The following is a 12167-nucleotide window of genomic DNA, read 5'->3' as shown; positions in this document are numbered from 1 at the left end:
TCAAACTTTCGGTATCACGGGGCCAGYGGCGAGTGCATTCATTAGTGCTTCGCGGGCGGCTTGAATCCATGCATCGAGGTCCTGTTCGCTCTTCAACAGGCTGCCTGGAAGACTGATGGTTTGGGCTTTGGGTTCGAGCTGGATCGCCGCGCTTGCCAAGGCTTCGTCGATCCGCGTTGGCAGTGCCTTGGTGGCGTTCTCCCAGCCCACGAAACTACGCTGGTTGAGGGATTCCGATATCGAAGCRGGCGTATCCACCTCGGGTTTTGTCAGCGGCAGGATTTTCTCCTTTTCCCGGATAGAACGCTTCTGTTCGGGTAACAGGTTGTTCCAGGTTTCGCTGTTCGCCAGCCTGGCTTCGCCCGCGTCCCAAGCCTTTTTCCAAGCGTCGAACGCGGCGTTGAGCCGCCCACGTAGCGCATCTGCCGCAGCGGATATGACCGGAGGAACAGGATCAGGATCGGCGAGAAGCTGTCTGTTGCTTCTAATCGTATCCAACTCGGCCTTCTGATCCTCCGCGCCGAGTTGCACCAACCGCTCGGCTGCACGGAAATTAGGAAGCCGCAAGCCGATCTTGGACGAGGCCGTCTTCCAAGCTTTCAGCTTGTCACGCAGCAACGTCGCTTCTTTCGCTACGGCCGCTAGGAGGTCGTTGCCGGRAAGCGATTTCATGATATTGAGGTTCGGCACGCTATCGGCCGCCGGAGCGGGCGCCTCGCCTCCAGAATCCTTTGCCGCGTTCTCCAGTTTCTCAAGGAGAGCCGAAAGCGCATACGCTTCCTGGCCATTTTCGAAATGCAGACCGGCCTCAGTCAGCAGTCCACGCGCCRCCATTCGCTGCGTCACCGTAATGACTGTTGTCTCGGCGCGATAGGTGCAGGTTCCGATCTTCTGGCGCGGAAGATCGGGCAAGGAAACCTGCTTTCCATCCTCTCCAGTGGCCTTGATCAAGCCTTGGTTTGCTAGCACCACCAGGGTGYCGTCGACAGCGTCTTGCGGCCAGCCATATTCAGGTTCGGTGAACTTCGATCGAAGGTATGAGCCCTTTCTGCCCGGCCCTAGTTCGGCAAGGATTGCCTTGCAAACCGGGTGAGTTTCTGGCGCACCGGAATGATCCACAGCCTTCATGGCATCCGGGTCCTTCTTCATCGCCTTTTCGTAGACTTTGCTCCAACCAGCGTTGTCCCCTTCGGCAAACTTTGGATAAAGCCTTGCAAGTGCATTTGACGCCGCTTCTTTGACGGCGTCGGCGAGCGAGCCGGTCACCACCTTCCCGCCAGCTTGCACGACCTTGGCCTGGCGGACTGCCTCCCGGACGAGTTCGTTCGCTTGCGCTAGCGCCTTTGACGAGCGGGACTGCATCGCCTTCTGGRCCTCAATGCCCGCATCCGTCCTAGGCACACCTTTTAGTTGCAGAACGCTATCTGCGGCACGCCAAGCGGCAATCTCTCGTGTCAGTTCCTCAGGTCGATGTCGGGGTAGAAGGAGATGGACCGTCGGATCGTTKGGTGAAGCACCGGCGATCTCTTTCTCGACTGAAGACAGGTCCTCGTCCCAGCCCATGCGGAGCCTGAGTGGCACGCCGTCGGTCGGAGCTTTGTCACCGGTCTCTAGCCGATGAATCTTGCGCTGCTGCTTGCTCGTGCCTTGCGCGATGCTGGATGCTCCCGCGAGAGCGGTGTCGATTGCCCCGCTCAAGAGCTGGCGGCGCCTACCGGAAAGRCTCGCCTGATCTGCGAGAACGGATTTCACCTCGGTCCGATAGGTGTTTTCCCAGTCAGCGCTTTCCTTGGTTTGCAGCCGCCACTCGCCGTGAACATCGATAGCCGCGCCGTCCTCGAACAGTTCCTTGAGCAAGTTAGGGATGTGCTTGCGGAGTCCCTCGTCACCGCCGAGATCGACGACCATTAGGTCGGCGATTGTTTCCGGCGTCGCACGAACGCCGTGCCGATCGGCTTCGCCGGAGATTCGGCCGAGCATATAGACCAACATAAGGACGCGTGCCTTGAGCTGATCCTTCGCGTCGYCGCCTCTAAGGGCCTCGATCCGATTGCGGGTCTCGCCGGGTAAGAGACCGGCGTTGTAGGCTTCGGTTGAGAACCGCCCGTAGAGAAAGTCGACGGGTACAGCGTGTCCGAGCGGCTTATCACCATAAGTCTTGGCTGCGTCCAGCGTGGTGCGCAATTGCCCACGCAACGTCCCGCCGAGTCCAGTGCGGTCGAGTTCCCGCAAGATGTGTTCCCATACACGCCGGCGCGATGGCAAAAGCGGCCAGTCAAGGACGGCTTCGTCATCATCGCGGACGGTGTGCGCAAGTTTGCTGCCGTGAAGCTGGCGGCTGATTTCACCTGCGTTCTTGCCAAGCATGGTCTTGATGTCTTTTTCTGCGCCTGACCTCTTGCGCAATACCGTCTTGCGGATGACGGTGTCGATATCGGCTTCGCCAAGCGCAATCTGTACAGGGAACCGGTCGAGGAGCCTTTGCAAATCGGGCACGTCGCTCAGCGCCTGCTGGCCTGTCGCCACTACGAGAATCCGGCCATTGAAACGGCCGGACAAACGCTCAACCAACGTCTGAATTTTCAAAGTGAGATTCGGGTCTTGACGTATGAACTGTTGCACTTCGTCCAGTACGACGAGGGTAAGCGGTAATTCGTTGCGACCGATCAGCAACGCCTTGCGCACCATTTTTTCTAGGAGGTCGACGGTAACAGGCGGCGGTTCAGGAAAAAGTGCTTGGAGTTTCGAGCCTAATTCGCGCGACGATGCAGCTAATTCCGGCTTTGCCTTCAAGACAGATGCACCGAATCTCGGCGACAGGATAAAGTTGCGAATGTCCGTGTCGAAACTGTCACCGAGATCGTTGCGGACGGCATCGAGAATTCCTGTGTCGTCCAACCAGAATGCGACTTGGGCCGCCCGCAAATCGCTCGGAAGACCGACTGCGCGCAATATGATACCAAGGGTTGCTTCTGCGGGATCAGTCGCGCCTCCGCCAAGAGTATCGCCAGCCGCAACAATACCACCGACCCGCTTGGCGGCGATCCGAAGTTCTTTCAATGGCGCGGCCACCTCCGGCGGGAGCGATGCCAACCCCTCAGCTGTTGCCCCGTCTGAGAATTCAAGGTTGGTCCACAGCGCCGCAAGCATGCTGGCAAGATGCGATTTGCCCGAACCATAAAAGCCGGAAATCCAAACTGCCGGCGCCGCGCCATTTTTGTCGATGGAGCCTAGGAATGATTCGAGTATGCGCGAAAGTCCGTTTGCATAAGCGCCGTCGCACACGAATGTCTCCAGTTCGCCGCGAAGCGTGGCCAGAGCCTCCATTGACGGAGGAAATTGGATCTTGGCGACGCCTTGGTTTGCGAGCCGGTAATCGGCCGGGTCCTTATAGAAAGTGTCTTTGTTCAGCATTTAGTACCCCCCTCTGTCTTATTCACCCGTCACAATGCATGGTCCGGCGGTATCGGTATCGCGTGATAATTCCAACCATCCCGCGCATCCAGCAGGCGGTAGATTCCAGCAGCGTGTTTTCCCGGAAACGTCACCAACAATCTGCYGGGGATCACATCGGCAAGCTTGCTGATGAGGGTTGCCACGCTGACGAGACCAAATAACGAACCACATCCGTCGAGGGTGAAGATATCGTTCRGCGTACAGGTGCTGAGTTCTGCCTTGAGATGAGCAATCAGAGCTTGTTGGGCATCTGGCAGCAGGCCCCTAATTTCCTGTGGATGATCTAACAGCCCGTCGAAAAACTCATGCTTGGCGATCCACTGTCCGAACCATGGAGCCAGGTTAGCGTACCGCCAGCCGCGTCCAGCCTTAATGGTTGCATGCTCGAATTCGCCGATTCGCCMAGTGATCTTCCGCTGCATGGACTTGTCGAACCAAAGCAGCCAGACGCGCCCAGCCGGCGGCGCATCRCTCAGCCAGGGTAATTGAATCTGCCGCRTATAGGCATCCAGCAGATCGTCAAAGGTGTTCAAGTTCAGGTATCCCCAACGTCGTCGCCATTTGCTGCCGGACCGAAATCTCGATCACGCCGCCCGCCGCCCTTACCCTTGCCAATCCCCGCGCCTCCGCTGACCTTAGTGCATCGAGCGCGGCGTCCGGTTTAAGGTCCAGAATCCTGAACCAGGCCGAGGACAGGATCGCTGGGCCGCTGAAGCCGCACAACGTCGCGATCAGCGCAGCAAGCGCCGCGACAGTCGCGGCTGCCTGGACTCTACTTCTCTTCTTCTCATACCGACCTTCTAAGTGACCTGTCTGCGTCCAAGTAGATGCACAATTCTGAGCCAGCGATCGCAACATTTTTTCGCTGAAACGACCAGCATGCGCCGCGTTGATGGCGTCGGCGAGGGCTGGCCATTTCACTGTTTGGCCAAATGGCGCATCGGCGACAATTTGTGCAGTGTCCCGAAGCAGAGGATCGCGCGCAAGCGCAATTAGCAGTGACAACAACGGCTGACTTTGGGGATCTTCTCTGGCCAGTTCGAAGAACACCTGTGTCAATGCAGGGGAATTGGACAGACCGTAAAGCGAAGATAGATTCCGATAGCTAGAAGCGCGAGCACTGGCCGTCGCCTTCCCAAGGAGATTCTCTTCCAGAACCCTCGCTCGAAAATCTTTGTTCACATCAGATTTGGTGGCGACGAGAGCGCCAATCTCGGCGAGCATGAGCGTCYTTGATTGGTGCGCGCCGCCGCCATTTGGGCGAAAGCCAAACCGAATCAGGCGGTCATCGTTTCGAGTAGGGCCGTACCATGGAAAAGTCGTAGCTTGGTTCGTCAAAATCCTGCCGCCTACCGTTGTCCTAGCCCACGCCAAACCAGGTGAACGCGCTCGAAAATCGCGCCGTGATCATGCTCAAATTTGCCGACGATGTCAGGGAGCCACGCAGATATTCTTGTTGCAATGATTCCCGGTGCCGTCAAATACCMCATGCCGTGCTGTGCAATCCCATCCTGCCGGTGCATCTGGACCGGGAGATTTGGCATTTGTCGAGCTTGCGGGCTCCCGGCGGTGGGAGGAGCGTCAAGTTTCCGGCTGGTATAGCGTTGGGCAGTGCTACCAGACTGCCTCACTTGTACCGCGTAGCTTATAGGCCGGGCGGTTACCACAGGCTCGGCTGACAATTCCGCTGGGGCCGTCCTAACGGCCTGCCAGACCAGGATTGTTGCCTTGAAACCTTGCTACTGAGAATTTTGTTACCCGTCCTGTTACCCATTTCCACGCGATAGGCCGCACGATCAAGCGTCAGAAATCTGGTAAGGTGTTTGATTTCACTGAGATAATTTTGGTGCCGCTTGCGTGACTCGAACACGCGACCCCATCATTACGAATGATGTGCTCTACCAACTGAGCTAAAGCGGCCCGGGAAGCGTCAGGCTTCCAGAATGGGCTGCGTGATAGACTCAACCGCTCGCTAATTCAAGATGGGCAGCGGTGAATTCCGGCCTCGCCGGCGGCAATTCCGATCTACGGTTACCGCGCGACGGGGTGAGGCGCGGCCCGCGGCGGCGTGCGGGCCGGCTGTCCTTCGCGCCCGRCTGGCCGGCGCGGCCGTGCCGGCGGTGACGAAAAATGTTGATTCTTCAACAAAAAATGCCGAAATGACTTTGGCCGGCAAGGCAGCCGCTCGCCGTTGATTGATTGGTCGTCCGCGGCTAACGATCAGACAACCGGGAGCGAACGCGCAGAGGGAGCTCGCTTGGACCCCATCGAGAAAGCGATCCGCAATGCCTTCGAGAAAGGCAATGCCGAGGACCGGGCGTTCCGCGAGAAGGTCTATCGATCGGCCTTTGCCGCGCTCGACCGCGTTCTGCAGGCCAATCCGAACGTCACCGTCGAGGCCGCCATCGGCCGCCGCAAGGCGGTGCAGGCCAAGATCACCGAGATCGAATCGGAGTTCCTGCCGGCCGTCCCCGATGTGACGCTGCCGCCGGAAAACATTGCGCCGGCCGGCAATCGCGCGCCGGATCYCCGCGTCGAGGCGCCGGCCGTCTCGGCCGCGCCGTCGGTCGACGCGCCACGGCCGCCGTCGCAATCAGCACCCTCGCCCTCGATCACCGTCGACGGCCCGGTGCAGCCCGATGCCTCGGATCAGCCGCGGTCTCGCGTGCTGCCGCGTGTGCCCGACATCATGCCGGACGAGACGGCGCTTCCGGACGCGCCGACGCTCGATGATTCGCCGGGCGCTCCCGTCGGCAATGGCGCCCAGGTCGCGCCCGACCGCGACGAGCGGCGGATCAGGGGCCGGCGCCTGCCGCTCACCGCGATCTTCGTCGTGGCGACGCTGCTCGCGGCCGCCGGCATCGGCCTCTATTTCGCCAAGCAGAACGGGGTCTTCAAGACGGCAGCCGAGCTCGACACCGGCCCGCCGGAACCGACGCCGACGCTGGACGACGAGGACTCCTCGCAGCCGACCGAGCCCGGCTCGCCGCAGAAGCCGGGCGAGGCGGACCAGTCGAAGAACTGGATCAACGTCTTCTCGCCCGCCGATCCGACCCATGTCAGCGCGCCTTCCGATGCCGCCGCCGAGGTGATGAAGGACGATACCGGCCAGTTCCTGCGCATCCGCTCGGGCGCGTCCGGTTCGGCCATCGCCTTCGATGTCGGCCAGGGCGTGCTGGAGAAGCTTGCCGGCAAGCATGCCATGTTCGACATCGTCGCCCGCTCGGAAGAAGGCAAGGAGACGCAGATCTCGGTCGACTGCAATTTCGGCGATTTCGGCGATTGCGGCCGCAAGCGCTATGCGGTCGGCCACGAGCGTAACGAATATCTGTTCGACGTGCAGTTCCCCGACAAGCACCCCGGCGCGGCCGGCACCATCGCCGTCAATTCCGACTTCGACCAGAAGGGCAAGTCGGTCGATATTTACGAGATCCRCGTCTCGATCGCGCAGTGATCGCGCCTTTACCTGTCGACGCAGGCGCAGCACCCCACCCGGCGCTTCGCGCCGACCTCCCCATCAAGGGGAGGTAGGGGTTGGCGCTACGCCCTACCTCCCCTTGATGGGGAGGTCGCGCCGAAGGCGCGGGGTGAGGCGCCGACGTCGAACGACTACCGATCCAGCAACGCCTGCAGCGTCTCGATGCGGTCGGCTTCCGCTGCCGGCTTGTCCCAGCGCAGCCGTGAGATGCGGGGAAAACGCATCGCCACGCCCGATTTGTGGCGGGTCGAGCGGTTGAGGCCTTCGAACGCTACCTCCAGCACCAGCCCGTTCCTGCGGTCGGCGCGCACCGAGCGTACAGGCCCGAAACGCTCGATCGTGTTGTCGCGCACATATTTGTCGATCTCTCTCAGTTCCTCGTCGGTGAAGCCGAAATAGGCCTTGCCGACGGGGACCAGCTCCTCCGATCCCTCCGGACCGGACCAGACGCCGAATGTGTAGTCGGAATAGAAGCTGGAGCGCTTGCCGTGGCCGCGCTGCGCATACATCAGCACCGCATCGATGGTGTGCGGATCGCGCTTCCATTTGAACCAGGGCCCTTTCGGTCGGCCTGCGAGGTAGGGCGAGTCCCAGCGCTTCAGCATCACCCCTTCGATGATCGGATGCGGCGGCGCCTGGCGTAGCCGCTCCAGCGTCTCCCAGTCGGCGAACGCGACCAGCGGCGAGAGGTCGAAGCGGCTGGGATCGAGCGTCCCGACGAAGGCTTCGAGCCGCTTGCGGCGCTCGGCGAAGGGCAGCGCGCGCAGATCCTCGCCGTCGATCTGCAGCGCGTCGTAGCAGCGCATGAACGCCGGATATTGCTGCTGGATCCTTGGCGACACGCTCTTGCGGTTCAACCGCTGCTGCAGGTCGGAAAAGGTTCCGGTCGCCTCGCGCGGGTCGCCCACCAGGAGCTCGCCGTCCAGTGTCGCTTCGAAATTCATGGCGGCGGCAAGGTCCGGAAAGGCGCCGGACACGTCGTCGCCGGTGCGCGAATAGAGCCTGCGGACGCCGCCTTCGCACACCGCCTGCACGCGGATGCCGTCCCACTTCCATTCCGCCGCATAATCGGCCGGGTTGAGCTTTTCGAGGTCGTTGTCATCGACGGCATTGGAAAGCATCACCGGCCTAAACAGCGCGAGCGCCGCGCTCTTCGGCTTTTCCGCCCGGCCCTCCAGCCAGGCGAACAGCGCGGTGTAAGGCGGCGTCAGGCCGTGCCAGAGCTCCTCGATCTYGGCGACGTCGACTTGGCCGAGGTCGGCCAGCGCCTGCTTGGCGAGCCGCGCCGACACGCCGATGCGCAAGCCCCCGGTGACCAGCTTGATGATGGCGAAGCGCGCCGAGATGCTGGCGTCGTCGAGCAGCCGCRCCAGCACTTTGGGCCCGTCCGAGCGGCTTGCCGCCTGCATCCTGCCGACCACCTCGGCAAGCGTCGGCACATGATTGGGGATGTGCCCTTGCGGTTGCGGCCAGACCAGCGACACGGTCTCGGCGAGGTCGCCGACATAGTCATAGGAATAACCGAACAGCACCGGGTCCATGCGCTCGACCACCAGCGCGCGCAACATCGCCGGCTTCACCGCCGCGATGTTGAGATCGCCGGTGATCGCCGCCAGCGCCAGTCCGCGATCGGGGTCCTCAACGGCGCGGAAATAGTCGGTCAGCAGCGTCAGCTTGCCGTTGCGCGACGGCGTCAGCACGAGACGGTCGAGGAGCTCGGCGAAGCGGTTCATGGGGATGAGGACCAGGCCAATGGCCAAACTCGGCCCGAGGCACCCCCCTCTGTCCTGCCGGACATCTCCCCCGCAAGGGGGGAGATTGGCAGTTTCGGCCTTGCCGCACATCCTGCAACGCTGGTAGTTGGCGAAACCCGTCGCGACATCCGATCTCCCCCCTTGCGGGGGAGATGGCCGGCAGGCCAGAGGGGGGTGTGAAGGATCGCGGCGGTGGCGATTTCTGGATCAAAAAACACCATCAATCGCCCTCGTCCTCGTATCCCACGAGATGCAGCGGCCTCGCCGCGATGCCCTCCAGCTCGCACCAGCGCACCAGCGCCTCCTCGCGGCCATGCGTGACCCAGATTTCCTCAGCGCCGGTTTCCTTGATCGTGACGATCAGTTCGTCCCAGTCGGCATGGTCGGAAATGATCAGCGGCAGCTCGACRCCGCCCTGCTTGGCGCGCTGGCGGATGCGCATCCAGCCCGAGGCGAAGCAGGAGATTGGATCGGGAAAACGCCGCGCCCAGCGGTCGGCGAAGGCCGAGGGCGGCCCGACGACGATGGCGCCGGCGAAATCGGCCTTGCCGCCGCTTTCAACCGTCGCCGGCTCGAGATGGCCGAGATCGACGCCCTGGCTTTGATAATAGTCGCTGAGCTTCGCCAGCGCGCCGTGGATGTAGATCGGCCTGTCGTAGCCGGCGTCGCGCAAAAGCCGCATCACGCGCTGCGCCTTGCCGAGCGCATAGGCGCCGATCAGATGCGAGCGTTCGGGAAATTGCGCCGCCGATTTGAGCACGCGCGCGATCTCGTCGCGGTCCGGCGGATGGCGGAACACCGGCAGGCCGAAGGTCGCTTCGGTGATGAAGACATCGCACCGGATAAGCTCGAACGGCAGGCAGGTGGCGTCCTTCTGGCGCTTGTAGTCGCCGGAGGCGACGATGCGCATGCCTTGGTGCTCGACGCAGATCTGCGCCGAGCCCAGCACATGCCCGGCCGGATGAAAGGTGACGGCGACGCCGTTGATGTCGAGTGTTTCGCCCAGGCTTGCGGCCTGCGTCGTTCCGGCGAAATCCTCGCCATAACGCAGCCCCATGATGTCGAGCGTCTCTTGCGTGGCCAGCACCGAGCCATGGCCGGAGCGTGCATGGTCGGAATGGCCGTGCGTGATCAGCGCCCGCTCGACGGACCGCACCGGATCGATGAAGAAATCGCCGGGCGGGCAGTAGAGGCCCTCCGGCCGGGATTTGAGCAGGTCGCTGGCGCGCATGGCTTTGAACATAGTGACTAAATTGGCCGCGGGAAGCCCGTTGCAAGAGACTGCTGACTCGTCTTGGGATGGCGCGCCATCACGATCCAACTCCTTGTTGGAGCATGATCTCTCTCCGAAAGCCGGTTCCCATTTTTCGGGTCGCTGACCTTCGGTTCGGGATCATGCTATGGAACACTTCGCCGGCCAGCCGCGCCGGTGGGATTCTTCACGAATGAAACCGCTCCAGGCCTCGTCGGGCGATTTGACTGCTGACCRTCGCGCCGATTTCGCCGAGATGCTGCTCGCGTCGGGCGAGCCCGCGCAGGCGGCGGAACTTCTGCTTGGCGCGCTGGAGCTGGCGCCGCGATGGGCCGCTGGCTGGTTTCGCCTCGGCGAGATGCAGGAAGCGGCTGGCCTGCCCGACCAGGCCGCGCAAGCCTGGGCCATGGCGCTGAAGGTGGAGCCCGCGGACCGTCTCGGCGCTGCGCTGAAGCTCGAGCTGATCGGCAAGGCGCCGGCGGCCGCAACTCCGCCCAGCGCCTTTGTCGAGACCTTGTTCGATCATTATGCCGACAGTTTCGAGGACTCGCTTGTTGGGAAGCTCGGCTATGGGCTGCCGGATTTCCTCTGGCGCGCCATAAGCAAGGCAAGGCCCGGCCGGTTCCGTCTGGCTCTCGACCTCGGCTGCGGCACCGGCCTGCTGGGCGAAAGGCTGCGCCCTTTCGTCGACCGGCTGGAGGGCTATGATATATCGGCCGGCATGCTGAGGAAGGCGAAGGCCAAGGGCATCTACGACCGGCTGGCCAAGGTCGATCTCCAGAATTTCTCCCACACCGGCGACAGGGCCGACCTCGTCGCCGCGRCCGACGTGTTCATCTATCTCGGCGCCCTCGACCGAATCGTCGGCGCCGTTGCTGGCATGCTTGCCGAGGACGGCCTGTTCGCCTTTTCGCTCGAGACGCTTGCCGGCGGCGGCGATTTCGCCCTTCTGCCGTCGCGGCGTTATGCCCACTCCGAGGCCTATGCGCGGCGTCTGCTTACGRCAAACGGGCTCGCGGTCCTGTCGCTGGAGAGCGTGATTATCCGGCACGACCGGCGCGATCCGGTCGAAGGCCTGGCTGTCGTGGCTGGCTTCCTCGAGGTGAGGAAGCCGGCACCCRCATGATCCGGACCTTGCTGCGAAAAAGCCTGAATGGCATGGTCGGGGTAGCGCGGGGCGGTGACCCAAGTGTTTTGCGCAATTCCGAACGGAAAGCCCTTTCCTGGAATTGCCCTAAGGAGGGATCCATGCGCTGGACCATGGTTGTGTTGGCGTCCTGCCTGACGGTTGCCGGCTGTGTCGGCGGCACGTCGATGGCCGAGCGTCAGGACGAGGACGTCCAATCCTCATTGCAATATGACGATGTGCCTTGCGACCAATTGCTGGCGCAGCGCAATCAACTGGCGCGGCAGAACAATCTGCCCGTCACCGCCAAGCCGAGCTTCTCCAATCCGGCGATGGGCTTCGGCCCGTTCATTCCCGACACGCGCTCCAAGACGCAGCGCGCCAGCAACAAGGCGAGCGGCGAGATCGACGCCATGAACCGCTCGATCGAGCGCCGCGACTGTGGCAAGCCGAAGAAGAAGGAGACGTTCGGGCTGCCCGGCGCGAAGCCTTCCTGAGAAGCCGACATTCGATATTCGTTTGGYGCTTGAGCGGATCGCCGAGCGTTTGACCGTGCGTGAAAGTCTCCTCGATGAATCTCTCGGAYCTCGGCGACCGCATCTGTATCCTCGGACCGTCCAACAGCGGCAAGTCCACCCTTGCCAACGCGATCGCGCGCAAGCGCGGCCTGGAAGCCGTTCACCTCGACGTGCTTCACCATCTGCCCAATACAGACTGGGAGCCGCGTTCAAGGGATGAATTCATCGCCCTGCACGATGCAGCCATCGCCGGCGAGCGCTGGGTGATGGATGGCAACTACTCGATTTGCATACCGCAGCGCTTTCGGAGGGCGACGGGCCTGATCCTGCTGGATGTCTCCAYGCCCGTCAGTCTGCTGCGTTACTTTCGCCGGTCCCTGTTCGAGACCGGCCGGCTCGGCGCCTTGGAAGGCGGGCGCGACAGCATCAAATGGGACATGATCCATCATATCGCCGTGGTGCAGCCGAGAAATCGCAAGCGCTATAGCGCCATGTTCGACGAGCTCGATCTGCCGAAGCTGAGGCTATCCTCTGTGACTRCAATCAAGCAGCGCTTCAATGCTTGGGATTTGACCAGATGATG

At 62.1% G+C, this 12167-nt stretch carries 9 protein-coding genes and 1 tRNA gene; 4 read left to right on the top strand and 6 right to left on the bottom strand.

The window, feature by feature from the left end; genetic code table 11:
• From brxC to LCM4576_RS31850, 4 genes are all read right to left on the bottom strand, one after another.
• Window positions 1–3414: a BREX system P-loop protein BrxC gene (brxC, locus tag LCM4576_RS31865; RefSeq protein WP_071036304.1), complete on the bottom strand. Its 3414-nt coding sequence runs from the start codon at window positions 3412–3414 to the stop codon at window positions 1–3.
• A 29-nt stretch (window positions 3415–3443) separates the two neighbouring features.
• Complete coding sequence (locus LCM4576_RS31860; RefSeq protein WP_071036303.1) at window positions 3444–3989, bottom strand: hypothetical protein; 546 nt, start codon at window positions 3987–3989, stop codon at window positions 3444–3446.
• The gene (locus LCM4576_RS31855) at window positions 3976–4680 is read right to left on the bottom strand and encodes a hypothetical protein (protein WP_071036302.1); all 705 of its coding nucleotides are present in this window, start codon (window positions 4678–4680) and stop codon (window positions 3976–3978) included. The genes LCM4576_RS31860 and LCM4576_RS31855 overlap by 14 nt, the downstream gene beginning before the upstream one ends.
• 620 nt (window positions 4681–5300) lie before the next feature.
• Window positions 5301–5376: transfer RNA gene (locus LCM4576_RS31850), tRNA-Thr, on the bottom strand.
• A 337-nt stretch (window positions 5377–5713) separates the two neighbouring features.
• On the opposite strand from LCM4576_RS31850, the gene LCM4576_RS31845 reads away from it, so the two are divergent.
• Window positions 5714–6910: a hypothetical protein gene (locus tag LCM4576_RS31845; RefSeq protein WP_071036301.1), complete on the top strand. Its 1197-nt coding sequence runs from the start codon at window positions 5714–5716 to the stop codon at window positions 6908–6910.
• A gap of 155 nt (window positions 6911–7065) precedes the next feature.
• Here the strand turns inward: LCM4576_RS31845 and LCM4576_RS31840 are convergent, their stop codons facing one another.
• Both LCM4576_RS31840 and LCM4576_RS31835 read right to left on the bottom strand, forming a co-directional pair.
• On the bottom strand, window positions 7066–8667 hold the full coding sequence (locus LCM4576_RS31840; RefSeq protein ID WP_071036300.1) for a cisplatin damage response ATP-dependent DNA ligase: 1602 nt from the start codon (window positions 8665–8667) through the stop codon (window positions 7066–7068).
• A gap of 241 nt (window positions 8668–8908) precedes the next feature.
• Entirely contained in the window at window positions 8909–9919 is a 1011-nt protein-coding gene (locus tag LCM4576_RS31835; protein WP_071036739.1) for a ligase-associated DNA damage response exonuclease, read from the bottom strand.
• A 214-nt stretch (window positions 9920–10133) separates the two neighbouring features.
• On the opposite strand from LCM4576_RS31835, the gene LCM4576_RS31830 reads away from it, so the two are divergent.
• The 3 genes from LCM4576_RS31830 to LCM4576_RS31820 all read left to right on the top strand — a co-directional run bounded on the left by LCM4576_RS31830 (window position 10134) and on the right by LCM4576_RS31820 (window position 12165).
• Window positions 10134–11066 (top strand): class I SAM-dependent methyltransferase, encoded by a 933-nt coding sequence (locus LCM4576_RS31830; protein WP_071036299.1) that lies wholly within the window; start codon window positions 10134–10136, stop codon window positions 11064–11066.
• Window positions 11067–11188: 122 nt separating this feature from the next.
• Window positions 11189–11563 carry a hypothetical protein gene (locus LCM4576_RS31825; protein WP_041008289.1) on the top strand — a complete coding sequence of 125 codons (375 nt, stop codon included), beginning with the start codon at window positions 11189–11191 and terminating at the stop codon, window positions 11561–11563.
• Between the two features lie 74 nt (window positions 11564–11637).
• A complete protein-coding gene (locus LCM4576_RS31820; protein WP_071036298.1) occupies window positions 11638–12165 on the top strand; it encodes an AAA family ATPase in 528 nt (175 codons plus the stop codon).
• Window positions 12166–12167: the final 2 nt, after the last annotated feature.

It is taken from the genome of Mesorhizobium sp. LCM 4576, assembly GCF_001854815.1.
GTDB lineage: Bacteria > Pseudomonadota > Alphaproteobacteria > Rhizobiales > Rhizobiaceae > Mesorhizobium > Mesorhizobium plurifarium.
Note: the sequence above shows the minus strand (reverse complement) of the source record. Positions and strands in the feature narration are given on the sequence as shown.